At 66.5% G+C, this 26,700-nt stretch carries 21 protein-coding genes; 8 read left to right on the forward strand and 13 right to left on the reverse strand.

Annotated features, from left to right (window positions below):
• Positions 1 to 100: 100 nt before the first annotated feature.
• Entirely contained in the window at positions 101 to 1,105 is a 1,005-nt protein-coding gene (locus N5D91_RS21390; RefSeq protein ID WP_153856378.1) for a 2-hydroxyacid dehydrogenase, read from the reverse strand.
• A 97-nt stretch (positions 1,106 to 1,202) separates the two neighbouring features.
• Entirely contained in the window at positions 1,203 to 4,073 is a 2,871-nt protein-coding gene (locus tag N5D91_RS21395; protein WP_180855545.1) for an autotransporter outer membrane beta-barrel domain-containing protein, read from the reverse strand.
• Between the two features lie 238 nt (positions 4,074 to 4,311).
• Between N5D91_RS21395 and N5D91_RS21400 the strand changes: the two genes are divergently transcribed.
• The 3 genes from N5D91_RS21400 to N5D91_RS21410 are packed head-to-tail and all read left to right on the forward strand — an operon-like array spanning position 4,312 to position 8,614.
• Positions 4,312 to 4,839: a sigma-70 family RNA polymerase sigma factor gene (locus N5D91_RS21400; RefSeq protein WP_110711610.1), complete on the forward strand. Its 528-nt coding sequence runs from the start codon at positions 4,312 to 4,314 to the stop codon at positions 4,837 to 4,839.
• Positions 4,836 to 5,804 carry a FecR domain-containing protein gene (locus N5D91_RS21405; RefSeq protein ID WP_153856381.1) on the forward strand — a complete coding sequence of 323 codons (969 nt, stop codon included), beginning with the start codon at positions 4,836 to 4,838 and terminating at the stop codon, positions 5,802 to 5,804. Before N5D91_RS21400 ends, N5D91_RS21405 begins: the two co-directional genes overlap by 4 nt.
• Positions 5,805 to 5,815: 11 nt before the next feature.
• On the forward strand, positions 5,816 to 8,614 hold the full coding sequence (locus N5D91_RS21410) for a TonB-dependent receptor (RefSeq protein WP_180855544.1): 2,799 nt from the start codon (positions 5,816 to 5,818) through the stop codon (positions 8,612 to 8,614).
• A 145-nt stretch (positions 8,615 to 8,759) separates the two neighbouring features.
• On the opposite strand, the gene N5D91_RS21415 is transcribed toward N5D91_RS21410, so the two are convergent.
• From N5D91_RS21415 to murJ, 7 genes are all read right to left on the reverse strand, one after another.
• The gene (locus tag N5D91_RS21415) at positions 8,760 to 9,425 is read right to left on the reverse strand and encodes a lysoplasmalogenase (RefSeq protein WP_180855543.1); all 666 of its coding nucleotides are present in this window, start codon (positions 9,423 to 9,425) and stop codon (positions 8,760 to 8,762) included.
• Positions 9,422 to 11,305 carry a M61 family metallopeptidase gene (locus N5D91_RS21420; protein WP_153856384.1) on the reverse strand — a complete coding sequence of 628 codons (1,884 nt, stop codon included), beginning with the start codon at positions 11,303 to 11,305 and terminating at the stop codon, positions 9,422 to 9,424. The genes N5D91_RS21415 and N5D91_RS21420 overlap by 4 nt, the downstream gene beginning before the upstream one ends.
• 222 nt (positions 11,306 to 11,527) lie before the next feature.
• Positions 11,528 to 12,478, reverse strand: a complete 951-nt coding sequence (gene ispH, locus N5D91_RS21425) for a 4-hydroxy-3-methylbut-2-enyl diphosphate reductase (RefSeq protein WP_019337505.1) — start codon at positions 12,476 to 12,478, stop codon at positions 11,528 to 11,530.
• 27 nt (positions 12,479 to 12,505) lie between these two features.
• Positions 12,506 to 13,030: a signal peptidase II gene (gene lspA, locus N5D91_RS21430; protein WP_153856385.1), complete on the reverse strand. Its 525-nt coding sequence runs from the start codon at positions 13,028 to 13,030 to the stop codon at positions 12,506 to 12,508.
• On the reverse strand, positions 13,030 to 15,861 hold the full coding sequence (gene ileS, locus N5D91_RS21435) for an isoleucine--tRNA ligase (RefSeq protein WP_180855542.1): 2,832 nt from the start codon (positions 15,859 to 15,861) through the stop codon (positions 13,030 to 13,032). Before ileS ends, lspA begins: the two co-directional genes overlap by 1 nt.
• A complete protein-coding gene (locus N5D91_RS21440) occupies positions 15,858 to 16,805 on the reverse strand; it encodes a bifunctional riboflavin kinase/FAD synthetase (RefSeq protein ID WP_110711603.1) in 948 nt (315 codons plus the stop codon). The genes ileS and N5D91_RS21440 overlap by 4 nt, the downstream gene beginning before the upstream one ends.
• Positions 16,806 to 16,880: 75 nt before the next feature.
• Positions 16,881 to 18,485 carry a murein biosynthesis integral membrane protein MurJ gene (gene murJ / locus N5D91_RS21445; RefSeq protein WP_110711602.1) on the reverse strand — a complete coding sequence of 535 codons (1,605 nt, stop codon included), beginning with the start codon at positions 18,483 to 18,485 and terminating at the stop codon, positions 16,881 to 16,883.
• 117 nt (positions 18,486 to 18,602) lie between these two features.
• Between murJ and rpsT the strand changes: the two genes are divergently transcribed.
• Positions 18,603 to 18,872 carry a 30S ribosomal protein S20 gene (rpsT, locus tag N5D91_RS21450; protein WP_005408560.1) on the forward strand — a complete coding sequence of 90 codons (270 nt, stop codon included), beginning with the start codon at positions 18,603 to 18,605 and terminating at the stop codon, positions 18,870 to 18,872.
• A 165-nt stretch (positions 18,873 to 19,037) separates the two neighbouring features.
• Here the strand turns inward: rpsT and cgtA are convergent, their stop codons facing one another.
• The 3 genes from cgtA to rplU form a co-directional block, all read right to left on the reverse strand.
• Positions 19,038 to 20,090: an Obg family GTPase CgtA gene (cgtA, locus tag N5D91_RS21455; RefSeq protein WP_110714281.1), complete on the reverse strand. Its 1,053-nt coding sequence runs from the start codon at positions 20,088 to 20,090 to the stop codon at positions 19,038 to 19,040.
• Positions 20,091 to 20,267: 177 nt separating this feature from the next.
• On the reverse strand, positions 20,268 to 20,531 hold the full coding sequence (rpmA, locus tag N5D91_RS21460) for a 50S ribosomal protein L27 (protein WP_005415704.1): 264 nt from the start codon (positions 20,529 to 20,531) through the stop codon (positions 20,268 to 20,270).
• A gap of 18 nt (positions 20,532 to 20,549) precedes the next feature.
• Positions 20,550 to 20,858: a 50S ribosomal protein L21 gene (gene rplU / locus N5D91_RS21465; protein ID WP_005408557.1), complete on the reverse strand. Its 309-nt coding sequence runs from the start codon at positions 20,856 to 20,858 to the stop codon at positions 20,550 to 20,552.
• A 316-nt stretch (positions 20,859 to 21,174) separates the two neighbouring features.
• Here rplU and uvrA point away from each other — a divergent pair, with 316 nt between their 5' ends.
• The 3 genes from uvrA to N5D91_RS21480 all read left to right on the forward strand — a co-directional run bounded on the left by uvrA (position 21,175) and on the right by N5D91_RS21480 (position 25,407).
• Positions 21,175 to 24,177, forward strand: a complete 3,003-nt coding sequence (gene uvrA, locus N5D91_RS21470; protein WP_110711601.1) for an excinuclease ABC subunit UvrA — start codon at positions 21,175 to 21,177, stop codon at positions 24,175 to 24,177.
• The gene (locus N5D91_RS21475; protein WP_248859644.1) at positions 24,177 to 24,584 is read left to right on the forward strand and encodes a thioesterase family protein; all 408 of its coding nucleotides are present in this window, start codon (positions 24,177 to 24,179) and stop codon (positions 24,582 to 24,584) included. The genes uvrA and N5D91_RS21475 overlap by 1 nt, the downstream gene beginning before the upstream one ends.
• A gap of 97 nt (positions 24,585 to 24,681) precedes the next feature.
• Entirely contained in the window at positions 24,682 to 25,407 is a 726-nt protein-coding gene (locus tag N5D91_RS21480; protein ID WP_032127587.1) for a hypothetical protein, read from the forward strand.
• 72 nt (positions 25,408 to 25,479) lie between these two features.
• On the opposite strand, the gene N5D91_RS21485 is transcribed toward N5D91_RS21480, so the two are convergent.
• Positions 25,480 to 25,926, reverse strand: a complete 447-nt coding sequence (locus N5D91_RS21485) for a copper chaperone PCu(A)C (RefSeq protein ID WP_164162933.1) — start codon at positions 25,924 to 25,926, stop codon at positions 25,480 to 25,482.
• Between the two features lie 34 nt (positions 25,927 to 25,960).
• Between N5D91_RS21485 and N5D91_RS21490 the strand changes: the two genes are divergently transcribed.
• Positions 25,961 to 26,700, forward strand: a 740-nt coding sequence (locus tag N5D91_RS21490) for an enoyl-CoA hydratase/isomerase family protein (RefSeq protein WP_279922744.1), incomplete at its 3' end; no start/stop codon positions are given.

Consider the following 26,700-nt stretch of genomic DNA (forward strand, 5'->3'; position numbering starts at 1 on the left):
GCGACCTACGCATTACGAATGCGCCGCTCTACCAACTGAGCTATTCCGGCGGAGCCCGCGATTTTACGGGCTGGGCGCCCCGGCGGTCAATCCACCCGGCTCAGCCCGCCTCCACCCGGTTCCCGCACGCCCGCCCGGCCACGAAATCCCGCAGATTCCCCAGCGTGATCGCCGAGATCTCCTGCAGCGCCTCCACAGTGAAGAAGCCCTGATGTCCGGTCACCAGCACATTGGGGAAGGTCATCAGCCGCTGGAAGGCCTCATCGTCAATGATCTCGCCGGACAGGTCCTGGAAGAACAGCGCGCTCTCCTGCTCGTACACGTCGATGGCCAGATGCCCCAGCCGGCGCGACTTCAGCGCGCGGATCACCGCATGGGTGTCGACCAGTGCGCCGCGTGAGGTATTGACCAGCATCGCGCCGGGCTTCATCCGCGCCAGCGAGGCGTCGTTGATCAGGTGCTGGGTTTCGGGCGTCAAAGGGCAATGCAGCGAGACGATGTCGGCACGCGACAGCAGTTCATCCCGTTCAACCATGTCGCCCACACCCTCAAAGCCCGACGATGGATACGGATCATGCCCCAGCACGGTGCAGCCCATGCCCTTGAAGATACGCGCGGTGGCCAGGCCTATCTTGCCGGCACCGACGATGCCGACCGTGCGGCCATGCAAGGTGCGCCCGAGCAGGCCATCGAGCATGAAGTTGCCCTCGCGCACGCGGTTGTAGGCACGATGGGTCTGGCGGTTGAGGGTCATCACCAGCGCCAGTGCATGCTCGGCCACCGCTTCGGGGGAATAGGCCGGCACACGCGCGACGAACAGGTCCAGCGCTTTCGCCTCCCCCAGATCCACATTGTTGAAGCCCGCACAGCGCAGCAGCACGGCCCGCACACCCAACGTGTGCAGCGCGCGCAGCACCTGCGCATCAAGTCGATCGTTGACGAACACGCAGACCGCGGTGCAATCCTGCGCCAGCGCGGCCGTATGCACATCCAGCGCAGCATCGAAATAGACGAACGCAAAGCCCTTTCCAGCGGCATCGCGCTGGTTGGCCTCCTCAAGGAAACGACGATCATAGGGGCGGGCGCTGAAGACGGCGATCTGCATGGACGGGCCTGGGTGGAATGGCATACCGACCATACCGCAGCGGCACCCGCGTTGGGATGGCACCGGCGATGCCGTCATCGCCGGTGCCGGGCGTCACTTAGAACCTGTAGCCCAGACCCAGCATCACGCCGTTCTGGATCTGCCCGTTGCGGCGCTCGCCCACGTAGTCGGCCATGATCGACAGGCGCTCGCTGGCACGGCTGGTCACGCCCACGTTCCAGGCCAGCACCTGCTCGCCCACGCTCTGGCTGCTGGCGCCAAACACCAGATCCGGCGCAGCCGCGAAGCCAGTGCTGTAGCGGGCCTGCGAATCGCCCAGTTCCTTCTGCCAGACCACCCGCGCGCGCGGCGTGATGCGCTCGCCGTTGTTGCCTTCGAAGGTCTTGAACAGCTGCAGGCCGGCGCCGACGCGGATGCTCTCCAGGCTGCCGCTGCGGCCAACCAATGCACCCGCGCCCTGCCCTTCATTGAAGCGGGTGGCCGAGGTACGCGCGTAGTCCACCACCGGCAGCAGCGGCTGGATCACCAGGCCGTTGCCGGTGGTGAACGAAAACGCGTGTTCGACACGCGCGGAGATCGCATCGTTGCTGTACTTCGCACGCAGGGGCTGCTGCAGGCCATCGATACCGCCGATGCTGCGACGGGTGTCATGGCGCAGGTCGGTGTAGCGCACCGCTGCCGACAGGTAGCCGCGCGAGTACGTTGCATCCAGGTAACCGCCCACGTCCAGCGCGCGCACGTCACCGCTGAAGTCGGAGCCGTCACTGGCCTTGGTCGACATGTCCGCCGCTGCCACGCTGACGCCCAGGGTGACGCGGTCATCGGCCAAGCGGGTATCGGCACCGATCACGATACCGCCGACATTGTGGCTCAGGCCGGCCACGCCGCCGTCGGCATCAATGCGGCCATGGCTGGCAAAACCGCGCGCCCACAGCCCACGGCTGTGCCCTGCCTCGTTGCCGCCAGCACCGCCGCCGGCCGGCTCGACCAGATGCATGGCCAGCTGGTTGAACAGGCTGCCATGGCGCATGCCCGGCTGCGACGAGACCGACTGCGCAGCCTGCGAAGCCAGCCCGTCTGCATCACCGCCACTGCGCATCGCCGCCTGATGCTGTTGCACGACGTTGCCGATGCTGCCGATCAGTGCATTGTCGGCCAGTCGCAGGCTGGCGTGCGCGTCACCACGCAGGACACCGGCCTGCTGCGCGATCACATCACGGTCGGCGAACTGCAGCGCGCCGAGCAGCGACTTCAGGCCGCTGTCCTGGCGGTCCGAAGCTGCTGCCAGCGCGCGCCCCAGCCCGTCGCCGGAGGTGCCGTTGGCAAACAGCCCCAGCTGGTCGAAGCCCGGGTTGGCGGTCAGCCACAGGCCGTCGGCGGTCTGCTTCACGTTGAAGCTCAGCAGCGAGTTGTGGCGCGGGCGGAACACGTCGCCAGCGGTGATGTTGGCGCTGTAGCCGGTGTCCCCCAGGCGCACGACGTCTTCGAAGCCACCTTGGTAGATCGGGCCCTGCACCAGGTCACGGCGGAAGTCCTGGCCGTAGTAGCCCTGCGCCACATTCAGTTCGAGGAAGGCGCCCTTGGCGATCACCAGCGCGCCATCGGTCGGTTCGTCATCGAAGAACGTGCCCACGCGCAGTCGGCCCGTGGCCGCGCCGCCGTTCTCGGTGACGTCGAACAACAGCTTGCCGCCCGGCATGATGTTGACGTAGCCATGGGTGACCAGATCACCGCCGCGCGGCATCAGCGTGCCAAACACGCGCAGGCGGTTGAAGCCATCCTCGCGCCAGGAGGGGCCGGAACCGCTGCCCAGTGCATCAAGATCCATCGCGGTGCCGGCCACGTCGCCATGGCCGACCAGCGTGCCGGCGCCCAGCACGCGCACTTCCGACGCACGCAGCGCGCCGCCTTCCAGTGCGATGGTGCCGTTGTCGACCAGCATGAAGTCGGCGCCGGTGGTGGCGGCCGTGCGCCAGGTGGCACCGTTGGTCACGCGGATCACGCCCATGGCGTTGTCGAGCGTGGATACGTCCAGGTCAGCCAGGCGCAACTTGGACAGCAGCAGCGCCTGGATGCCCGGATCGTTGAGGTAGTCCTGCACCGAATCCGGGCCGATGCCCTGCGGACCCTTGCTGGAGGCGTTGTAGATGCTCTGCGCCAGGTTGATGTAAGTAGACTGCCAGTTGGTGTTCCAGCGCGCGAAATCATCATCGACGAAGGTCTGCAGCTGGCGACCGGTGCGCAGGTAAGCGGGGTTGATGTCGCCGCTCACGTTGGCCGTGACGTTGAGGGTGTCACCCGGATCGCGGTAACCGTTCGCGGTGATGATCTTGTTGCTGTAGATGTCCTGGCCGGGGAACGACTCCAGCTTGCTGCCGCTGCCATCGGGATCGAAGGTGACCGAGGGGCCCGTGCCGCGTGCCGGATCGCGGAACACCAGCAGGCCGTTCGGCTGCACCACCTCGTACATCGCCTTCTGCAGCAGGCCGGCATCCATGCCACCACCGTAGTTGCCGGTATAGATCTGGGTCATGCGTGGCGACGGCGTGTAGATCACCTTGCCGCCATTGCTGGCCGCGTGGATCTGCACCGAGTCGACGATCGGCAGGTCGCCGGCCAGATAACGCTCGACGCCACCAGACTGCATGATCGAGCAGGATGAAATGCAGTGACCGGACACGATGGTGTTCAGTCCGGAGGTACGGATGATGCCCTGCAGCCACTCGCCGGCGATCAACGCACCACCATTGGACGTGCGCAGCACCACCTCACGGATCGGCCGGCCCTCGGCCTGCGCCTTGGCCAGCAACGCGGGCAGCGACACAACGTCGGCATAGGTGACGCCGCCGCTCAGGAAGATGCGGTCACCCTGCACGTGATAACTCATTGCCATGACGTCATCAGCTGCCGCGATGGCGCCAACGCCGATCAGCCCGGCCAGGGCCAGGCTCAACTTCGAATGCTTCATACGTTCTCTCTCTCCACCCGCAACACGCGGGTAAAGAGTCAAACGTCGGAGTACCGCAAACTCCCCCAGCCTGCCCGGCCAATAAACATGAACGCATTCATAATGAAACGCGCAGTACTACACACTCTTCCCCATCCGGTCATCGTCGCGTAAAACTCGATGACGCATCCGCCAATGTCTGTCGAGGCCAGCCCTGTCCGCCCCGTCCCCCCTGATCCATCACGCGCCGGAGCCGCCCGTGCCTGCGGACGCTTTCATCGCGTTCGTGCGCGAAGAACGGGCACCGTTGTGCGCGTTCCTGCGCACGCGGGGCGTCGGGCCGGAGGATGCAGAGGACATCGCCCAGGACTGCATGGAACGGCTGATCCGTTATCGTGCGCACGGCCCCGACGAACTGCGCCTGCTGCTGTATCGTATCGCCCGCAACCGCCTGGCGGATCGCGGTCGCTCGCCACAATCGCGACCGCATCTGTCACTGGCCGAGCACGATGGCAGCGACGAGCCCACCAGCTCGTCACCGGATCCATTGCGCCAGGCCGAGTCGGGGCAGATGCTGTCCCTGCTGCGGCAGGCCCTCTTCAAACTGCCCGAGCGCGCGCGCGAGGTGTACCTGCTCAACCGGATCACCGGCATGAGCTATACACAGATCGCGCGGCACTGTGGAATTACAGCCAAGACCGTGGAAAAACACATCGCCCGTGCCCTGCAGGGGCTGCGCCAGGAGTTGGGACCGGATCCACTGCACAATGACAGGGATACGGAATGAACAGCCACCGGCACATGGAAGACGCCTCGCTGTTCGAGCGCGCCAGCAGCTGGGTGGCGCGGCTGGAAGCCCCGGACTGCACGCCGGCCGAGCGCGAGTCGTTCGAGGACTGGCTGGCCGAAGACCCTGACCATGTCAAAGCCTGGGTGCAGGCCGAGAACCTGTTCCAGCAGGGTGAGGGCCTGGCAGCGGACCCCTGGCTGCGCACCGCTGCAGCACGCGCGGCACGCGCGCCCCGACGCCGCTGGCTGCCTGCGCTCGGCGCCGCCGCCGGCATCTGCCTGGCTGTCGGCATGGGCTGGATGGTGGCTGTGGATGGCAACCCCACACCCCAGCGCTATGCCAATGACAGCCAACTGCCGCGACAACTGACGCTGGCCGATGGCAGCGTGGCCACGCTGGATGCCGGCACCACGCTGCGTGCCCGTTTCGGCTGGCGCCATCGCGAGCTGGAGCTTGAACGCGGACGTCTGCAATTGCAGGTCGCGCCGTCGAACAAGGCACTGCAGCTGCACGCCGGCGACAGTACGATCCGCGACATCGGCACCACCTTCCAGGTCGAACGCCTGCACGATGGCCTGGTCGAAGTCGCGCTGCTGGAAGGTGCAGTGGAAGTCAGCAACGGCGCAGCCCAGCACACGCTGGCGCCCGGTCAGCAACTGCAGGTGCTGCCGTCCGGGCGCATCCAGCCAGGGCCGGCACTGTCATCCACGGCGGCGGCCGAAGGCTGGCTGCATGGGCAGTTGATCTTCGACGCCACGCCACTGTCGATCGTGGTTGAACGCATGAACCGCTATGGCCGCACGCCGCTGGTGATCGCCGATCCGGAGATCGCAGACCTGGCCGTGAGCGGCACCTTCCGCGCAGGCGATGCACAGGAGTTGCTGTCGGCGCTGGAACTGGGCTGGTCCGTCGCTGGCCAGACGCGTCCGGATGGCGCGCTGGAACTGCGCCGCACGTACTGAGGAGACCGGCAGTGAAGGCAGGTCCGGATGCGCTGCAGTGGGGGCTGCTCCGCGCCCTGCTATGCCTTGCGCTGGGTGTTGCCGCACTACCGATGGCCGATGCCAGCGAGCCCGCGGGCACGCTGGAGATCGACGTGGGCGCCGGCCCGCTGTTACCGGCATTGCAGCAGTGGGCCCGGCAGAGTGGCACCGCCCTGCTGTTCGACGCACGCGAACTGGATGATCTGCGCACCGATGGCACCCGTGGCCAGCGCGATACCGCGGCCTCCCTGAAGCAGCTGGTTGCCGGCCTGCCCGTGAGCATCCTGCGCACGTCTTCGGGTGCCTTTGTCGTGCGGCGGGTCCATCCCGAAACTCTGGCCAAGCCGCCGCACGGGGTCGCAGCCGCGCGCGTCCCGCGCCCGGCCGCCAAGCCCACCGACACGCCACACCAGGTGGAACTGGCGACCATCCACGTCACCGGCAGCCGGCTGCCGCGTACCTCGGTGCAGACCACGCTGCCAGTCACCACCATCGATCGCGACGACATCCTGCGCAGTGGCTACGGCAATCTGTTCGATCTGCTACGCCACCTGCCCGGCATGAACGGCCATCCCGCCATGAGTACCTCGCGCGGCGGCGACTCGCAGTACCTGCCGGTCGGTGCTGCTGCCACCACCAGCTTCGACGGCATGGGACCGCGTGCCACCCTGTTCCTCGTCAATGGCCGGCGCCTGCCACGCTATCCGATGGTGTCGCTGGAACAGGGCGGGCTCACCGACCTCGGTGGCATTCCGCTCAGTTTCGTCGACCGCATCGAACTGGTACGCGGCGGTGCCTCGGCCATCTATGGGGCCGATGCCATGTCCGGCGTGGTCAACATCATCCTGCGCGACCAGGCCGATGGGCCCGAAGCCATGCTGCAGACCGGCCTGAGCAGCCGCGGTGATGCCGGCCAGTACCGCCTGCAGGCCGCTACGGGCGGCGTGCGTGGCAACGGAGACCGCTGGTTTGCCGGCGTCGATCTGCACCGTGTCGAGCATGTCGCCGGTGACCAGCGTGACTGGCATGCAGAAACTTCGCTGTATCCGATCGGCGCGATCTCCGGCAACTGGTACGTGCCTGCCCGGCGCTGCGAGCCGCCCCTGAAGCGGCGCGAGGATGGCTGCTGGTTTGACAGCGCGCGGCCGCGTTCGCTGCAACCCGCCTCGGACACTGCGTCGGCCTACCTGCACTACCGGCATGAACGTGGTGAGGGACGCTATGCCTATGTCGAGGCACGGGCCAGTCACAACCGCCAGCGCTTCGACCTGGGCCCGACTGCCGTTGCGGTGGTCTCGCGGGGAATCACCTTCAACACTGTGCTGCGCGAGGCCGGCAACGTGCGCCCCAGCGTCCGCGCCACCGATGCGGACGTCACCTTCGGCATCGGCCGTGACCAGGGCCGGCGCAGCTGGGAGGCAGGCATCAGCGCGCAGCGCAGCGAAGTCACCTTGTCCACTGCTGGTACCGTGCGCACGGCACGCCTGCTTGAAGCAACGCAGGCGCGCAGGTTCACTCCCGGTTTCGACGCACCTCCGGCGGCGGAGGCGGATATGCTGTTTCCGTCCATCCGCAACCGCGGCAGCACCGCGCAATGGCAGGGCTGGTGGGGCGTGCAGCGTGAGCTGATGGCGATGCCCGGCGGCAATGCGCAGCTGGCCACCGGCATCGACCTGCGCCACGAACGCTGGACCTCGCGTCCGGATGCGCTGCTGAGCCAGGGCGACCTTGCGCTGGGCCTGCCGCAGCAGCAACGCCGCCTGTCGCGACAAAGCAGTGGCGTCTACACCGAGCTGGGCCTGCCGCTGGCACCCACGCTGCGCGCCGACCTGGCTGCACGCTGGGACCGCGACGGCGGCTTCATGGCATTCTCGCCACGCGCCGGACTGCGCTGGAGCCCGACGCCGCACTGGTCGTTCCTGCTGGCCAGCGGGCGCGGCTACCGTGCGCCGAGCCTGTTCGAGCAACGGCGGCCTCCCGGCTACTTCGGCTCGATCACGCTTCCGGTTTCCAGTGCGCTTCCGGAATGTGCAATGGCCACGCGCGGTGGCGGCTGCAGCATCACCGCCAACGTGGTGGAGAACGATGCACTGAAGGCCGAGCGATCGCGCAGCCATTCGCTGGCGGCCACGTGGACGCCCAACGACACGTTCTCGCTATCGCTGACCCACAACATCGTGGAACTGCGCAACGAGATCCTCGCCTTGCAGCCGAGCGACGCGGTGTGGAATCGCAGCACCTGGGAACTGGATGAAGACGGCCACCTGAGCAGCCTGCGCCTGTCGTTCGACAACATCGGCCGTACCACGTCCCGCAACTGGGTCCTGCGTGGCGAGTACCGCATCGATTCCGGCAGCAACGGCCAATGGCTGTTCTCGCTCGATGCGCTGAAACAGCAGGAACTGCGTCGCCGCCGTGACCATGAGGCTGCCGTGGACCTGCGCGGCCACGTGACACCCGAACTGGCTGCGGTGCTGAACGTGCAATGGCAGAACAGCAACTGGGACATCGCCCTGCGCGGCAACCAGGTCGGGCGCACCCGCGCCTGGCTGCCGGGTGCCGAGTGCCCACAGGATCAGGTCGACCGGAACCACTGCATGAATCCACGCCAGCTGCGCTGGAACCTGCACCTGGCACGCCGCCTCGGCCCACGCATCGTCGCAGCACTGGACGTGCACAATGTGCTTGATGCGCAACCGGTGAACTATCTGGTCGGCAACGGCGGGCAGATGCCCGGGCTGGACGACCCGCTCGGTCGCTACTACCTGCTTACCCTGCAGTTCCGCTGACAGGGCGCAAGGGCAGTCGGCACTCGCCTGCGGTGCACACCACGCATGGCGTGGCCCCGGCAGACAACAGAAAAGGGGACGGAGGGGATTAAGTCGCATATGCCTTGATGCTGCATACGACTTAATCCCCTCCGTCCCCTTTTTGCTATTTCACCGAGCGCGCGATGGCGTACTGCGCGGCGTAGTACGTGGACAACACCAACAGGCTGGCCAGTGGCAGGCCACCGGCGAAGCGATCCCAGGCCAATAGTGAATCGCTGGCGACGAACAGCACGGCACCGGCAGCGGCCCAGCGGGCACTGGCTGCCTCCATGGCGTCAGGCTGCGGGCGGCGCCACTGCCGTGCCAGGGCCAGCACCGCCATCGAGGCCAGCACCACCACATAGGCCAGTACCGGAATGCGCATCGGCGCCGGCAGGTGCGGCCACAGGCCCATCACGTTGAGCACGGCGAATGCGCCCAGCAGTACGACGGCAGCGAGCAGCCCACGCCCGGCACGCAGGCCATCGCGGAAGGCGACGATGTAGCAGAGGTGCGCCAACAGGAACGCGACCAGCCCCGGCACGAACGCGTCCATCGGCAGCATCAGCGCAATGTCGCCCACGCACGACAGCAGCATGCCGGCCAGCACCGCACGCCGGTAGAACGGTTGCGCGGGATCGTGCACGCGCCAGGCGATGGCAGCGATCAACAGCGTAGTGGCCGGCTTGGCCAGCCAGTGCAGCCAGTGCCCATCGCCGTGCAGGTAGGCACCGACGATGGCGAGGACCGCCATCAGCAGGATCACGCCATCGCGGGCGCGCGGTTTCATCGCGCCTTCCACAGGTCCGCCAGGCGGTCAGGCTTGCCGGCGATGCGCTCCAGCACCGGGTACTGCAGGCCACCGTGGTAGGCGATGCTCATCGTTTCGATGCGATCGAACTGCTTCACCAGCAACACGATCGGCGCCTTGTCCTTCGCCGCGCCGGCGACGGCGTCCTTCAAGCGCTGGCTGCTGTATTCACGGCCGCCAACCGCGATCACCTTCATGCCCGGTGCAAGACCGGCGTTGAACGCCGGACTGTCCCAGATCACGTCACCGACCGTGCCGTTGTCGAGCACGGTCGCACCCAGTGAGTACGCCAGCAACGCGGCCTTGGCGCGCTTTTCCTGCGCCTTGTAGGCGTCGTTCGGGGTATCGCGGTAAACCAGCTTCCAGCCCGCCAGTTCCAGGCCGCCGGTCAACGAACCATGGCCGTCCAGGCGCCCGCGCAGGAACGTCGCCCAGTCGTACGGCGCGATGCCGTTCAAGGTCGCAACCACATCATCGAAGGTGTACGGGTTGACGTCCCAATCGCCATTACCGACCCCGAAGAAGGCGCGTGCGAAGTCGTCCAGGCTGCGGCGATTGCCGCTCAGTTCGCGCAGCTTGCCCTCCACTTCCAGCCACAGCATCTGGCCGCCGGAGTAGTAGTCCTCACTCATCTGGTAGTTGCGGTAGGGCAACGTGCGGCGCTGGGCGATGGTCGGGTCGTTGGTGGTGTCCTGCAGCGGCCGCCAGGCCAGGCCCGGGCGACCACGGTCATAGGTCGCGGCCACGTTGGCCAGCATGTCGCGCGCCTGCGCGGTCGACCACAGGCCCGACCGCGCGGCCAGCACCTGGCCCCAGAACTGGGTCTGGCCCTCGTACACCCACAGCAGGCTGTCGCCCATCGGCACGTTGAAGTTGGCGGTGGCCAGATCGGCGCCGCGACGGTACTTCCCGTTCCACGAATGGGTGTACTCATGCGGCAGCAGGTCGCGCATCCACGCGTTGCTGTCCCACTCGGTGAAGTAACCCGGGTCGGCGCTGTTCTCGCTGGAGCGGTGATGCTCCAGGCCGATGCCACCGAGGCGGTCGGTCAACGCCAGCAGGAACTCGTAGTGGTTGTAGTGGCGCGCACCATAGAGCTTGTCGGCCTGCTGCACCAGCGCGCGGTGCATGGTGATCTGCGCCTCGCTCGGCTTCAGCGACTTGGCGTCGTCGGCAAACACATTGAGGTGCACCGGCACCTTCGCGCCCGGATCGAGATCGATGCGCTGGTAGTGCTCGCCGGCGAACAACGGCGAATCGACCAGATGGTCATACGAGATCGGCTTGAAGACGACGGTATCGCCATCGCGTCGCGCGGTTTCAAGCGCAGTGGCGAACGACCAGCCCTTGGGCAGGGTCACGCTGGCCTGCGCCTGCAGCTGGCGAGCGTCGACACCGGCCGGATACAGCGAGTTGGCGTTCCACTGCAGGTTGAGCATTTCCGGGGTCATCACCACCCGGCCCTGGCTGCCGCCCTGCGAGGACAGGAAATCGAAGTGGGCGACGATCTCGCTCACGCCCTCGGGCACGTTCACCTTGAACGCATAGACGTTGAACTGGTCACGCTGCCAGGCCAGCGGCTTGCCGTTGGCCGTCACGCGCAGGCCGGCCAGCTTGTCGATCGGGCCGGTGGGCGAATGGTTGCCGGGAATCCACTGCGGGTACAGCAGGGTGACCGGGCCGGGCTTGACCGGCACGGTGGCGGTCACCTTGAAGATGCGACGGGCCAGATCGCGCGCGTCGACATCGATGCGCAGCAGGCCGGGAGCCGCCGCGTTCGCCGGTGGCGAGGTCTGCGCAAGTGCAGGCGTGGCCGCCAGCGCGAACAGCAACGACATCGCCAAGGCTCGGGTCTTCATCGGGCAACTTCCAACAACGGAGAATCTTCCGATGCTAGGCCCGTAAAGTGCCCCGCCCCATGGCCAAAGGTCATGGGCGCGCGCCCATCCGTGCATGCCCAGAAGCGTGCGAACCAAGGTTCGCACCCACCTTGTGCTGGTTTGCAGCCACCTTGTGCTGGTTCGCACCCACCAGAGCAGTTTCAGTAGATCCACGCCATGCGTGGATGAGGCGCTTCCCGGTCAGTCGACCAGGCGCAGGCGCAGTTCCTTCGGCAGCGCGAACACCATCGATTCCGGTTCGCCGTCCAGCTCGCCCACGCCGCTGGCGCCCAGCTCGGCCAGGCGCGCCAGCACGCCATCGACCAGCACCTGCGGCGCCGAGGCACCGGCGGTCACGCCGATATGCTGCTTGCCTGCCACCCACGCCGGGTCGATCTCGTGCGCGCCGTCGATCAGGTACGACTCCACGCCTTCACGACGGGCCAGCTCGCTCAAACGGTTGGAGTTCGAGCTGTTCGGCGAACCGACCACCAGCACCAGGTCGCAGCGCTTGGCGAGGTCGCGCACGGCGTCCTGGCGGTTCTGCGTGGCGTAGCAGATGTCGTCGTTCTTCGGGCCCTGCATCGCCGGGAAACGCTCGCGCAATGCATCGATGATGCCGCGCGTGTCGTCCACCGACAGCGTGGTCTGGGTGGTGTAGGCGAAGTTTTCCGGCTGGTTGATGTGCAGCGTGGCAACCTGCTCGACATCCTCGACCAGATAGATCTGGCCGGTGCCGGCTTCGCGGTTCCACTGGCCCATGGTGCCCTCCACTTCCGGGTGACCGGCGTGGCCGATCAGCACCACGTCACGGCCGGCACGGCAGTGGCGGGCAACCTCGAAGTGGACCTTGGTCACCAGTGGGCAGGTGGCATCGAACACTTTCAGGCCACGACGCTCGGCTTCCTGGCGCACGGCCTGGGACACGCCATGCGCGCTGAAGATCACCGTGTTGTTGTCCGGCACTTCGTCGAGTTCTTCGACGAAGATCGCGCCGCGCTGCTTCAGGTCATCGACCACGAAGCGGTTGTGCACCACTTCATGGCGGACGTAGATGGGCGCGCCCAGCGTTTCGATCGCGCGCTTGACGATCTCGATCGCACGATCGACACCGGCACAGAAACCACGCGGGTTGGCGAGCAGCACATCCATCAGTTCAATCTCCCGGCAGCGGCCGGCTTACGGTTTCGGATTGGCATTATCCGCCTTTTTGGCGGACTTGCCGTCGAACAGGCCAAACAGGGCGATGCCGATGGCACCCACCACGATGGCCGAATCGGCGATGTTGAACGAAGGCCAGGTGTAGCTGCCCACGTACCACTGGATGAAATCGACCACATGGCCATGCACCTGGCGGTCGATCACGTTGCCGATCGCGCCGCCGATGATCAGCGCGTACGGCACCGCCGCCTTCCAGTTGCCGCGCGCAGTGCTACGCAGCCACCAGGCCATCAGGCCGCTGATGGCGATCGCGAGCGCCGTGAAGAAGTACTTCTGCCAGCCACCGGCGTCGCTCAGGAAACTGAACGCGGCACCGGTGTTGTAGGTGCGGTACCAGTTCCAGAAGCCGTCGATGACCACCACCGGCTGGAACTCCGGCAGGCTCGACAACACCCAGGCCTTGGACCACTGGTCCAGGCCGATGATGGCGGCCGACAGCAGCAGCCAGACCAGGGCGTTCGGATGCGGACGTGCGGCGCTCATCAGAACCAGCTCCGCAGTTCGCCGGCACCGGTGATGTTGCTCACGCAGCGGCCGCACAGTTCCGGATGGTCGGCGTTGCTGCCGACGTCGGCGCGGTGGTGCCAGCAGCGCACGCACTTGGCCTTGGTGGTCGGCTGGGCGCTGACGAACACCTCGTCGGTGGTCGCCGGGCGCACCTGCACGTCGCCACTGATGAACAGGAAACGCAGTTCATCGGCCAGCGGCTGCCAGCGCGCGGCCTGCTCTTCGCTGGCGGCGATGGTGATTTCCGCTTCCAGCGCAGCACCGATCGCGCCGTTGGCACGCATCGGTTCCAGCACCTTGGCCACCTGCTCGCGCACGGCCAGCAGCTGGTCGAAGTCGGCGGCGCTGAGCTGGGCATCGGCCGGCAGCGGCGCCAGGCCGTCGTACCAGGTGGTGAACAACACGTGTCCGGCATGCTCGCCCGGCAGGTAGCCCCACAGCTCGTCGGCGGTGAAGGTCAGGATCGGCGCCACCCAGCGGGTGAACGCTTCGGCGATGTGGTACATCGCGCTCTGTGCCGAACGGCGACCGTGCGAATCGGTCGGCATCGTGTACAGGCGGTCCTTGGTCACGTCCAGGTACAGCGAGCCCAGGTCCACGCTGCAGAAGTTCAGCAGCAGCTGCACGATCTCGGCCATGTTGTAGCCGTCGTAGGCCGCCTTGATCTTCTCCTGCAGCTCCCACGCGCGATGCACGATCCAGCGGTCCAGCGCGACCATCTGGTCGAGCGGTTGCAGGTGCTGGGCCGGATCGAAACCGTCCAGGTTGCCGAGCAGGAAGCGTGCGGTGTTGCGCAGGCGACGGTAGGCGTCGGCATTGCGCTTGAGGATCTCCTGCGACAGCGACATCTCGTTGCTGTAGTCGGCCGAGGCGATCCACAGGCGCAGGATGTCCGCGCCCAGCTTGTTCATGATGTCCTGCGGCTCGATGCCGTTGCCCAGCGACTTGGACATCTTGCGGCCGTGCTCGTCCACGGTGAAGCCGTGGGTCAGGCACTGCTTGTACGGCGCGCGCTTGTCGATCGCCACGCCGGTCAGCAGCGAGGACTGGAACCAGCCGCGGTGCTGGTCGGAACCTTCCAGGTACAGGTCGGCCGGCTTGCCGAAGCCACGCGCGGCAAGCACGCCTTCATGGGTCACGCCCGAGTCGAACCAGACGTCGAGGATGTCGGTGACCTTCTCGTAATCGGCCGCTTCGGCGCCCAGCAGTTCGGCGGCATCCAGCGAGTACCACACGTCGATGCCCTCGGCCTCGACGCGGTCGGCAACCTGCTGCATCAGCTCCACCGAACGCGGATGGATCTCGCCGGTCTGGCGATGGGTGAACAGGGCGATCGGCACACCCCAGGTGCGCTGGCGCGAGATGGTCCAGTCCGGGCGACCGTCGACCATGCTCTGGATGCGCGCCTTGCCCCAGGTCGGGAACCAGCCGACGGTGTCGATGGCGGCCAGCGCATCGTTGCGCAGGTTGGCCTTGTCCATCGAGATGAACCACTGCGGGGTGGCGCGGAACACCACCGGCGTCTTGTGGCGCCAGCAGTGCGGGTAGCTGTGGCGGATCGGGTGGAAGGCCAGCAGCGAACCGTTGTCGCGCAGCACGCCGACGATGGCCTCCTGCGCCTTCCACAGGTGCTGGCCAGCCAGCACCACGTCACCGGCCGGCGGGGTCGATTCCAGGTACACGCCACGGCCGTCGATCGGGGTCACCTGGCCAGCGTTGTACTTGTCCAGCAGGCCGTACTTCTGGCTGACCACGAAGTCTTCCTGGCCGTGGCCGGGGGCGGTGTGCACCGCACCGGTACCGTCCTCGTCGGAGACGTGGTCGCCGTTGAGCACCAGGATCTCGCGCTCCGGGTAGAACGGGTGCGCCAGCAGCTGGTTCTCCAGCGCGGCACCGGTGGTTTCACCGTGCAGCACCACGTTTTCGACGCCATAGCGCTGCAGCGCGCGCTCGGCCAGCGCCGCGGCCAGCACCAGCCAACGGCGCTTGCCGTTGTGCGCCGGGCCTTCGGCCAGCACGTAGTTGATCTCCGCGCCCAGCGACACCGCAAGCGAAGCCGGCAGCGTCCACGGGGTGGTGGTCCAGATCGGCACGGCCACTTCCACATCAGCCGGCACGCTCACACCGAACGCCTGGCCGATGGCCTGCGCATCGCGCGCGGCGTAGGCCACGTCGATCGCCGGCGATTCCTTTTCCTGGTACTCGATCTCGGCCTCCGCCAGCGCCGAGCCACAGTCGAAGCACCAGTACACCGGCTTGGCGCCACGCACCAGGTGGCCATTGGCCACGACCTTGGCCAGCGCACGGATCTCGTTGGCTTCGAAGTCGAAGCTCAGGGTCTTGTACGGGTTGTCCCAGTCGCCGGTCACGCCCAGGCGCTTGAAGTCCACGCGCTGGATGTTGATCTGCTCTTCGGCGAACTCGCGGCACTTCTGGCGGAATTCGACGGCGTCGAGCTTGGTGCCGACCTTGCCCCACTTCTTCTCGACCGCGATTTCGATCGGCAGGCCATGGCAGTCCCAGCCCGGCACGTAGGGCGCGTCGAAGCCGGCCAGGTAGCGCGACTTGACGATGATGTCCTTCAGGATCTTGTTGACCGCGTGGCCCAGGTGGATGCGGCCGTTGGCGTACGGCGGGCCATCATGCAGCACGAACAGCGGGCGGCCGGCGGCGTTGTCGCGCAGCTGCTGGTAGAGCCCCTGCTCTTCCCACCGCGCCAGAATGCCCGGCTCGCGCTTGGGCAGGTCGCCGCGCATCGGGAATTCGGTGGCTGGCAGGTTCAGGGTGGTCTTGTAGTCCTGGCTCACGCAGTGGCTCGCAATCTATGTTCGGAAAGGATGGCGCGCGCCTGTTCGGCATCGCGGTGCATCTGGTCGGTCAGTGCCGCCAGATCATTGAATTTCTCTTCGTCGCGCAGCTTGGCGACGAACTCCACGTCGATGTGGCGCCCGTACAGGTCGCCCTGGAAATCGAACAGATGGGCTTCCAGCAACGGCTCCACGCCGTCCACGGTCGGCCGCGTACCGAAGCTGGACACCGAAGGCCAGGGCTGGTCGAACACGCCGTGCACCCAGGTTGCGTAGATGCCCGACAGTGCCGGGGTCTTCGGGAAGCGCAGGTTGGCAGTGGGGAAGCCCAGCGTACGACCGAGCTGGCGGCCGCGCACCACCCGCCCGCTGATCGCGTAGGGACGGCCGAGCAGGTCGCCGGCACGGGCGAAATCGCCGTCCTGCAGCAGCTGGCGGATGCGGGTGCTGGAGATGCGCTCGCCGTGCAGATCCACCGCTTCGATCTCGCCAGCGCTGAAGCCCAGCTCGGCGCCCAGCTTCTGCAGCAGGGCCAGATCGCCACGGCGGCGGTTGCCGAAGCAGAACTCCGGGCCGATCCAGACCTCACGCGCACCCAGGCGCTTGACCAGCAACTGGCGCACGAAGGTCTCGGCCGGCATCGCCGCCATCGCCGCGTCGAAACGCAGCAGGCCGACCGCATCGACGCCGAGCTCGCGCAGGATCTCGACCTTGCTGCGCGCCAGGGTCAGCCGCGGCGGCGGCGTGCCCTGGGCGAAGAATTCACGCGGCAGCGGCTCGAATGCCACGGCCACGGCGGCCACGCCCAAGGCGCGCGCGCGGGCAACCGCATGGCGCACCAGCGCACGATGGCCCAGATGGAGGCCGTCGAATGCGCCGATACAGACCACGCTTCCGTTGGGGAACAGCTCCCCGCCCTCGACGCTTCTGAACAGCCTGCTCATCAACTCTCGTTCCGGCCCGACCGGGGCCGCCGCTTCAATGGTGTAACCCTGAAGTATAGCCGCCACGGGCCGCGATCAATGCCCGCGCAGGTCGCGTGGGCGGAAGCCCATCGCCAGCATGGCCACCGCGTAGGTCGCGCCGCCGCCGCCGACCAGCAGCGCCAGGGCACCGATCCGCTCCCACACACTCATCGCGGAGAAGCCCGGCAGCCAGTGCAGCAGGGCCAGCAGCACGCCAACCATGGCCACGCAGGCCAGCACCAGGCGTACCAGATAGCCGCCCCAGCCCGGCCGGCGCTGGTAGACGTCGGTCTTGCCCAGCCAGTACCACAGCAGGCCCAGGTTCAGGTAACTGGACAGCGCGCTGGCAATGCCCAGCGCCAGGTGCAGGCCCGGCTGCTTGCCGATGGCAGCCATCACGCCCTGCGCTTTCAGCTCGTCCGGCACCATGACCTGGTACAGCACGGCCAGCAGGGCGAAGTTGAACACCATGTTGGCCACCAGCGCGGCCACGCCGGCACGGACCGGGGTCTTGGTGTCCTGCCGGGCATAGAACGCCGGCAGCACCACCTTCAGCAGGGCGAACGCCGGCAGGCCGAAGCTCAGGCCGTACACCGACAACGCGGTCATGCGGGTATCGAAGGCACTGAACTGGCCGTGCTGGAAAATGGTCGCGATCAGCGGTTCGGCCAGCAGCAGCAGGCCCAACATGGCCGGCACCGAGATCAGCAGGGTCATGCGCAGGCCCCAGTCCAGCGAGCGCGAGAAACCCTCGCGGTCGGTACTGACGTGGTGGCGGGCCAGCGCCGGCAGGATCACCGTGCCCAGCGCCACGCCGAACACGCCCAGCGGCAGCTCCAGGAAGCGATCGGCCAGCGACAGCCAGGACTGCGAGCCGTCAGTCAGCTTGGCCGCGATCACCGTATCCAGCAGCAGGTTGATCTGCGCCACCGAGGAACCGAACAGGGTCGGCACCATCAGCGTCATCACCTTGCGCACGCCCGGATGGCTCCAGCCCCAGCGCGGCAGGGTCAGCAGGTTGATGCCCTTCAGCGACGGCAGCTGGAACAGCAGCTGCAGGATGCCGGCGGCGAGTACCGCCCAGCCCAGCGCCAGAATCTGCTTTTCCGGGGTGCCGCCCAGCCGCGGCGCCAGCCACAGCGCGCCGGCGATCATGCACAGGTTGAGGATGACCGGGGTCAGCGCCGGCATCGCGAAGCGCTGGAAGCTGTTGAGTGCGCCGCCGGCCAGTGCGGTCAGCGATACGAACAGCAGGAACGGGAAGGTCAGGCGGAACAGGTCGACCAGCAGGCCCTGCTTGACCGGATCGGTATCAACACCACTTGAGAAGACCGAGGCCAGCTGCGGCGCGAAGATCAGCGCCAGCGCGGTGACCAGCATCAGTACCCCGCCCAGGGTGCCGGCGGTCCGGGCCATCAGTTCGCGCAGCTCGGCGTGACTGCGGGTTTCCTTCACTTCCGTGAACACCGGCACGAAAGCGGTGGCGAAAGACCCTTCGGCGAACAACCGGCGCAGGAAATTGGGTACCCTGAAGGCGACCCAGAAAGCATCAGTGATGGCGTTGGTGCCGAACGTGGTGGTCACCACGAAGTCCCGGACAAGTCCGAGAACGCGCGAGACCATGGTCATGCTGCTGAACGACAGCAGGCCCCGCAACAACTTGGGTGAACTCACTCAGCGTCCCTCTTGACAATCGACTTGACGTGCATTTCTTACGCCATCATACTAGCTAGCTTGCTGTTCCCATAACACCGATTTTTTCAGGAAACCACCACCGTGGCCAATATCAAGTCCGCCAAGAAGCGCGCCAAGCAGACCGTCGTGCGCAACGCGCGCAACGTGGCTCAGCGCTCGATGCTGCGCACCGCTGTCAAGAAAGTGATCAAGGCGCTGGACGCCAACGATGCCGCCGGCGCCGAAGCCGCCTTCGCCGTTGCCCAGCCGATCCTGGATCGCTTCAGCGCGCGTGGCCTGATCCACAAGAACAAGGCTGCTCGTCACAAGAGCCGCCTGAACGACCGCATCAAGGCCCTCAAGGCCGCCTGATCCGGCGTTGCCGCCCTGCCCTTCGGGGTCGGGCAGCAGACAAGAACCCGGCCCCGGCCGGGTTTTTTGTTGCCCGCGATCCGGTAGTGCCGGCCGCTGGCCGGCACTACCGGAAAATGAAAAACCCGGCCGAAGCCGGGTTTTTCGCATGGAACCACAACAGCATTACTGCGCGTTGCGGGCTTCCAGCTCGTCTTCCTTCTGGCGATCGAAGAAGGCCATGATCCGGCTCATGATCGGGAAGGTACCTTCGCGGCCCAGCGCGGAAACCAGGAACCACGGCTCCTTCCAGCCCAGCTCGGCGACGATCTGCTCGGCCGCCGCCTTCGCTTCGTCTTCGAACATCAGGTCGGCCTTGTTCAGCACCAGCCAGCGCGGCTTGTTCAGCAGCTCCGGATCGTGCTTTTCCAGTTCGCGCTCGATCGCACGCACCTGCTCGACCGGGGAAATGCCTTCCACGCCGCCTTCCATCGGCGAGATGTCCACCAGGTGCAGCAGCAGGCGGGTGCGCTGCAGGTGGCGCAGGAACTGCGCGCCGAGGCCGGCACCATCCGCCGCGCCCTCGATCAGGCCCGGAATGTCGGCGATCACGAAGCTGCGGTAGTTCTCCACCTTCACCACACCCAGGTTCGGGTACAGCGTGGTGAACGGGTAATCGGCCACCTTCGGCGTCGCCGCCGAAACGGCACGGATCAGGGTGCTCTTGCCGGCATTGGGGAAGCCCAGCAGGCCGACGTCGGCCAGCAGCTTCAGCTCCAGCTTCAGCGTGCGCTCTTCGCCCGGCTCGCCCGGCAGCGCCTGGCGCGGCGAGCGGTTGGTCGAGCTCTTGAAATGCATGTTGCCCAGGCCGCCGCGGCCCCCCTGGGCCACCAGCAGGCGGTCGTTGTGCTGGGTCAGGTCGCCGATGATTTCATCGGTGGCGACGTTGATCACCACGGTGCCGACCGGCACGGTGATGGTCAGGTCTTCGCCGCCCTTGCCATAGGCCTGGCGGCCCATGCCGTTCTCGCCACGCTGCGCCTTGAAGATGCGGTCATGGCGGAAGTCGACCAGGGTGTTCAGGTTTTCGTCGGCGCGGATGTACACGCTGCCGCCCGCACCGCCGTCGCCGCCGTCCGGGCCGCCGAGCGGAATGAACTTCTCGCGACGGAAGCCAATGCAGCCGTTGCCGCCGTTGCCGGCGAACACTTCGATTTCTGCTTCGTCTACCAGTTTCATTGTTTCGATGCCTGCGATGGGCGCGGCCTGCCTGCCGTCGCCTTGAATGTTATGCCAGCCACTGGCCGGCACCCCGGCCTCGCCGGTCTTGCTTTCACTCTAACGAAAAGCCCCGCCGAAGCGGGGCTCTTCATGCAGCACCCCCATGCCGAGGCACGGGTGCCGGCGATGCCTGGATCAGGCGTCGGCCGAGACGATGCTGACGGTGCGACGCTTCTTGGCGCCCTTGACCGAGAACTCCACCTTGCCGTCCACGAGGGCGAACAGGGTGTGGTCACGGCCCAGGCCAACGCCCGAACCCGGGTGGAACTGGGTGCCGCGCTGACGCACGATGATGTTGCCGGCTTCGATGGCCTGGCCGCCGAAGATCTTGACGCCCAGGTACTTCGGGTTGGAGTCGCGACCGTTGCGCGAGGAGCCTACGCCCTTTTTATGTGCCATGACTGCTTCTCCTGATGCTTAGCCGGCGATGCCGGTGATCTCGATTTCGGTGTAGTACTGACGGTGACCCTGACGCTTCATGTGGTGCTTGCGGCGACGGAACTTGATGATCCGGACCTTGTCAGCACGACCCTGGGACAGGACCTTGGCGGTGACGGCAGCGCCCTTCAGCGCATCGCCCAGCTTCACGCCGTCGCTGTCACCCAGCATCAGGATGTTGTCAAACTTGATCTCGCTGCCGACTTCGACTTCGAGCTTTTCAATGCGGAGCTTTTCGCCCTGCGCCACGCGGTATTGCTTACCGCCGGTGACCAGTACTGCGTACATGACCAGGCCTTCCTCTGTAGTTATTGTGGTCTGAGCTGCCGCCATCGAGGGCGGACAGGAGCGGGATTGTACGCAGATCAGCGGGCGCGGGTCAAGTCAACCCCTGAACGGCCCGGGGGCCCGGCCGGAACGGGGTCAGATCCCTTTTCACGTCGTGAAAAGGGATCTGACCCCTGCCTGTCGGCCTGTCTCATCAGGTGAGACATCGGGCTGGCATTGTCGCCCATTGCCCCCATCTGGTCACCTCGGTAGGCTGACCGATTGCCGTTCCCTGCTGGCCCGGCACCCAGCCAACGCCCCCACAACCGGATCCCCCATGGCGATGGATTTCATCCGCATCCGCGGCGCGCGGACGCACAATCTGAAGAACCTCGACCTCGACCTGCCCCGCGACAAGCTGATCGTGATCACCGGCCTGTCCGGTTCGGGCAAGTCCTCGCTGGCGTTCGACACCATCTATGCAGAAGGCCAGCGCCGCTACGTCGAGTCGCTGTCGGCCTATGCGCGCCAGTTCCTGAGCGTGATGGAAAAGCCGGACCTGGACCACATCGAAGGCCTGTCCCCGGCCATCTCGATCGAGCAGAAGTCGACCTCGCACAACCCGCGTTCGACGGTCGGCACCATCACCGAGATCTACGACTACCTGCGCCTGCTGTACGCCCGCGTCGGCACCCCGCGCTGCCCGGACCACGGCTACCCGCTGGAAGCGCAGACGGTCAGCCAGATGGTCGACCAGGTGCTGACGCTGGACCCGGAACAGCGCTACATGCTGCTGGCGCCGGTCATCCGCGACCGCAAGGGCGAACACGCACAGGTGTTCGACCAGCTGCGTGCGCAGGGCTTCGTGCGTGTGCGCGTGGACGGCGAGCTGTATGAAATCGATGCGGTGCCGCCGCTGGCGCTGCGCCAGAAGCACACCATCGAGGCGGTGATCGACCGCTTCCGCCCGCGCGAGGACATCAAGCAACGCCTGGCCGAGAGCTTCGAGACCGCACTGAAGCTGGGCGATGGCATGGCCTCGGTGCAGAGCCTGGACACCGCCGACGCCACGCCGGCACTGTTCTCCTCCAAATACTCCTGCCCGGTGTGCGACTACTCGCTGCCGGAGCTGGAACCGCGCCTGTTCTCGTTCAACGCACCGATGGGCGCCTGCCCCGGCTGCGATGGCCTGGGCATCGCCGAGTTCTTCGATCCCTCGCGCGTGGTGGTGCATCCGGAGCTGTCGCTGGCCGCCGGTGCGGTGCGCGGCTGGGACCGCCGCAACGCCTACTATTTCCAGCTGATCGCCTCGCTGGCCAAGCACTACAAGTTCGACGTGGACGCCGCCTGGAACTCGCTGCCGGCCAAGGTGCAGCAGGCCGTGCTGTACGGCAGCGGCGACGAAACGATCACCTTCACCTACTTCACCGAAGCTGGCGGCCGCACCCAGCGCAAGCATCGCTTCGAGGGCATCATTCCCAACCTCGAACGCCGCTACAAGGAAACCGAGTCGCCGGCGGTGCGCGAGGAGCTGTCCAAGTACATCAGCGAACAGCCGTGCCCGGAATGCCATGGTGCGCGCCTGAACAAGGCGGCGCGCAACGTGTTCGTGGCCGACCGTCCGCTGCCGGAGCTGGTGGTGCTGCCGATCGACGAGGCACTGAAGTTCTTCAGTGAACTGAGCCTGCCGGGCTGGCGTGGCGAGATCGCCGCGAAGATCGTCAAGGAGATCGGCGAACGCCTCGGCTTCCTGGTCGATGTCGGCCTGGATTACCTGACCCTGGAGCGCAAGGCCGACACCCTGTCCGGTGGCGAGGCACAGCGCATCCGCCTGGCCAGCCAGATCGGCGCCGGCCTGGTCGGTGTGATGTACGTGCTCGACGAGCCGTCGATCGGCCTGCACCAGCGCGACAACGAACGCCTGCTCGGTACCCTCACCCGCCTGCGTGACCTGGGCAATACGGTGATCGTGGTCGAACATGACGAGGATGCGATCCGGCTGGCCGACTACGTGCTGGACATCGGCCCGGGTGCGGGCGTGCACGGCGGCGAGATCGTCGGCCAGGGCACCCTGCAGGACATCCTGGAGGCACCGCGCTCGCTGACCGGCCAGTACCTGTCGGGCAAGCGCGCGATCGAGATTCCGGCGCGCCGGCACACGCCGAACCCGAAGATGACCCTGCACCTGCGCGGGGCGACCGGCAACAACCTGAAGGGCGTGGACCTGGCGATTCCGTCGGGCCTGCTGACCTGCGTGACCGGTGTATCCGGCTCGGGCAAGTCGACCCTGATCAACGACACCCTGTTCTCGCTGGCCGCCAACGAGATCAACGGTGCCTCGCACCCGATCGCTCCGTACAAGGAGATCGATGGCCTGGACCTGTTCGACAAGGTGGTGGACATCGACCAGTCGCCGATCGGCCGCACCCCGCGCTCGAACCCGGCCACCTACACCGGCCTGTTCACACCGCTGCGCGAACTGTTCGCACAGGTGCCCGAAGCGCGTGCGCGCGGCTATTCGCCGGGCCGTTTCAGCTTCAACGTGCGCGGCGGCCGCTGCGAAGCCTGCCAGGGTGACGGCCTGATCAAGGTCGAGATGCACTTCCTGCCGGACGTGTACGTGCCCTGCGACGTCTGCCATGGCAAGCGCTACAACCGCGAAACGCTGGAGATCCTGTACAAGGGCTTCAACATCAACGACGTGCTGGAAATGACCGTCGAGGATGCACTGAAGCTGTTCGAGCCGGTACCGTCGATTGCGCGCAAGCTGGAAACACTGGTCGACGTCGGCCTGAGCTACATCAAGCTGGGCCAGAGCGCGACCACGCTGTCCGGTGGTGAAGCGCAGCGCGTGAAGTTGTCCAAGGAACTGTCGCGCCGCGATACCGGCCGCACCCTGTACATCCTCGACGAGCCGACCACCGGCCTGCACTTCCACGACATCGAAGCGCTGCTGGGCGTGCTGCACAAGCTGCGCGACGAAGGCAACACGGTGGTGGTGATCGAGCACAACCTGGACGTGATCAAGACCGCCGACTGGATCGTTGATCTGGGTCCGGAAGGCGGCCATCGCGGTGGCACCATCCTGGTCACCGGCACGCCGGAAGACGTGGCGGCCTGCCCGGAGTCGTATACCGGCCAGTTCCTGGCGCGCATGCTGCCGTCAACCAGCGCGCGCCCGGAGCAGCCGGCCGCCGTGGCCAACAAGCCCGACGCCCGCCCGCCGCGCAAGGTGAAGCCTGAAAAGGCGGAAAAGCCAGTCAAGAAGGCCGTGGCTGCCAAGAGCACCGGCAAAACCAGCAAGACCGCCACTGCCAGCAAGAAGAAAAAGGACGCCTGATGAGCAGCAAACACAAGATCCTGGCCCGCATCCCGATCAGCGTGCGCTGGCGTGACATGGACAGCATGGGCCATGTGAACAACGCCAAGTACATCTCCTACCTGGAAGAAGCGCGCGTGCGCTGGATGCTGGGCGTGGACGGCGTGTCGATGACCGACCGCATCGCACCGGTGGTGGCCGCGACCAACGTCAACTACCGGCTGCCGATCGTGTGGCCCAACGACATCCTGGTCGAGCTGTTCGTCGAGCGCCTGGGCAACAGCAGCGTGACCATCGGCCACCGCATCGTCGACCAGCAGGACGAATCGAAGCTCTATTCGGACGGCAACGTGGTGGTGGTCTGGATGGACACCCAGACCGGCAAGAGCGCACCGCTGCCGGAGGCGATCCGCAGCGCCTCCAGCTGAAATGCCCTGGTAGGTGCCGACCTTGGTCGGCACGCTTCGGCGGTAATGAGCTTGCCGGCCAGCGGCCGGCCCTACCGACACTGATCAAAGGACTGACATGATCCACCAGACTGAACTGCGCGACCTGCTGCCCGGCATGGTCGCCTTCCCCACCGATGTCTTCCCCGCCGACCAGGCCTGGCTCGGCCAGCACCTGCTGCCGCTGCTGAAGATCGACCTCGGCGTGCTGCGCCCGGAACTGGCCGGCCAGGTGGCAACGATGCTGTGCCCGATCGAGCCGTATGACGGCTGCATCGGCGAGACCACCGAAGAACACCACAACGATTTCACCGGCACCAACTGGATCGCCTTCGAACTGACCGCCGGCAACGAGATGCGCTTCCTCGGCAACGCGGGCTATTTCATCGGTGATGCGGTACAGGACAAGGATGCGCAGGAACACATCGCGCAGATGCGCGAGAGCTACGCCAAGGCCCGCGACTACCATGCCACGCATGGCCGCCTCGCCTGCTACTCGCGCTATGGCAAGGGTGAGGCCAGCGAGCGCGATTACCTGGATACGCTGGGTGGCCCGATCGGTTTCGGCAACTGGACCGAAACCGCAGAGATTCCCGCGGCATTCGAGCTGGGCTTCACCGAAGCTGCCGATGACCCCAACGCTGCGGACGATGCCGAAACAGTGATCATCACCCGCAATGGCAACAAATTCTTCGCCGTGGCCGACGTAGCCGGCTACAACTGGTGCGCCACCGGTGCCGATGCGATCGTGATGCTGTACGAACCGGAAAGCCGCACGGTGCTGTTCTCGTACGACTGGTCATAAGCGCGCCTGGTAGTGCCGGCCGCTGGCCGGCATTTCGTGTGTTGCCGGCCAGCGGCCGGCACTACCATCCCGCTATGGCGCGGCCTTGCGCACGGTCAGCGTCGCGCTCGCTTCGCCGCCACCTTCCAGCTGCAGTCGCAGCGGCAGCGCCTGGCCTTCCTTCAACGCGCCTTTGCCCTGCATCAGCATCAGGTGCAGGCCACCGGGCTTGAGCTCGGCACGTGCGCCCGGCGCCAGCGGCAGGCGCTCGATCGCGCGCATCCGGCTGACCCCATCCGTGATCGTGGTTTCGTGCAGCGACACATCATTGAAGCTGCTGCTGGTCGCGCCGGTGATCGCCACCGCCTTGCTGCAGCCGTTGTGGATCACGCCGTAGCCGGCGGTCATCGGCATCGCCGGATTCGGTGGCAGCCGCGCCCAGCCCTGCTCCACCGTGACGCAGGCCGGTTCCGCCGCCGAGGCCGATGCTGCGGCCGCACACAGAACCAACAGTACGCCAACGAATGGTTTGGTTATCATCGCCCAGGTTCCTTCTTCGCAACGAGACCGCAGCATGACGACGCTCATCGAGGTGATCAACCATGGCCCCATCCGCGAACTGCGCCTGGCGCGGCCGCCGGTCAACGCGCTGGACACCGAACTGTGCCGGCAGTTGATCCATGCCATCGAGCTGGCCATGGCCGAAGACGCGCACGGCATCGTGCTGTCGGGCAGCGAGCGCATCTTCACCGGTGGCATGGACGTGCCGCACCTGCTCTCGCATGGTGATGACAAGCACAAGTTGTTGGACACCTGGAACGCCTTCTTTGGCGCCGTGCGCACGCTGGCCGAGAGCCGGATCCCGGTGGTCGCGGCGATCACCGGCCATGCACCGGCCGGCGGCTGCGTGCTGGCCCTGTGCTGCGACTACCGGGTGATGGCGCGCAGCGCCGATCCGTCGCGGCCGTATGCCATCGGCCTGAACGAAGTGCAGGTGGGCCTGATCGCGCCGGAGGGCATCCAGCGCCTGCTGCGCCGCGCGGTGGGCGTACACCGCGCCGGCGTCCTGCTGACCACCGGCTCGCTGGTGCCGGCCGAACAGGCGCTGCAGATCGGCCTGGTCGATGAACTGGCCGAAGGCGACCTGGTGGTGGCGCGCGCCATCGCCTGGCTGCAGAACCTGCTCAAGCAGCCGCGCCAGCCGATGCTGCTGACCCGCGCCATTGCCCGTGCCGACCTGCACGAAGCCCTGCACCCGGACCTGATCCAGCTCGACCGCTTCGTCGAGGCCTGGTTCGCCCCGGATGCACAGAA

Origin of the sequence: Stenotrophomonas sp. GD03794 (assembly GCF_029842145.1) — a bacterium.
Taxonomy (GTDB): domain Bacteria; phylum Pseudomonadota; class Gammaproteobacteria; order Xanthomonadales; family Xanthomonadaceae; genus Stenotrophomonas; species Stenotrophomonas riyadhensis.

Coding starts and splice junctions, on each gene's coding strand:
- N5D91_RS21390 (WP_153856378.1), bottom strand. CDS start 1,105: ATGCAGATCGCCGTCTTCAGCGCCCGCCCCTATGATCGTCGTTTCCTT.
- N5D91_RS21395 (WP_180855545.1), bottom strand. CDS start 4,073: ATGAAGCATTCGAAGTTGAGCCTGGCCCTGGCCGGGCTGATCGGCGTT.
- N5D91_RS21405 (WP_153856381.1), top strand. CDS start 4,836: ATGAACAGCCACCGGCACATGGAAGACGCCTCGCTGTTCGAGCGCGCC.
- N5D91_RS21415 (WP_180855543.1), bottom strand. CDS start 9,425: ATGAAACCGCGCGCCCGCGATGGCGTGATCCTGCTGATGGCGGTCCTC.
- N5D91_RS21420 (WP_153856384.1), bottom strand. CDS start 11,305: ATGAAGACCCGAGCCTTGGCGATGTCGTTGCTGTTCGCGCTGGCGGCC.
- ispH (WP_019337505.1), bottom strand. CDS start 12,478: ATGGATGTGCTGCTCGCCAACCCGCGTGGTTTCTGTGCCGGTGTCGAT.
- lspA (WP_153856385.1), bottom strand. CDS start 13,030: ATGAGCGCCGCACGTCCGCATCCGAACGCCCTGGTCTGGCTGCTGCTG.
- N5D91_RS21440 (WP_110711603.1), bottom strand. CDS start 16,805: ATGAGCAGGCTGTTCAGAAGCGTCGAGGGCGGGGAGCTGTTCCCCAAC.
- cgtA (WP_110714281.1), bottom strand. CDS start 20,090: ATGAAACTGGTAGACGAAGCAGAAATCGAAGTGTTCGCCGGCAACGGC.
- rpmA (WP_005415704.1), bottom strand. CDS start 20,531: ATGGCACATAAAAAGGGCGTAGGCTCCTCGCGCAACGGTCGCGACTCC.
- rplU (WP_005408557.1), bottom strand. CDS start 20,858: ATGTACGCAGTACTGGTCACCGGCGGTAAGCAATACCGCGTGGCGCAG.
- uvrA (WP_110711601.1), top strand. CDS start 21,175: ATGGCGATGGATTTCATCCGCATCCGCGGCGCGCGGACGCACAATCTG.
- N5D91_RS21475 (WP_248859644.1), top strand. CDS start 24,177: ATGAGCAGCAAACACAAGATCCTGGCCCGCATCCCGATCAGCGTGCGC.
- N5D91_RS21480 (WP_032127587.1), top strand. CDS start 24,682: ATGATCCACCAGACTGAACTGCGCGACCTGCTGCCCGGCATGGTCGCC.
- N5D91_RS21485 (WP_164162933.1), bottom strand. CDS start 25,926: ATGATAACCAAACCATTCGTTGGCGTACTGTTGGTTCTGTGTGCGGCC.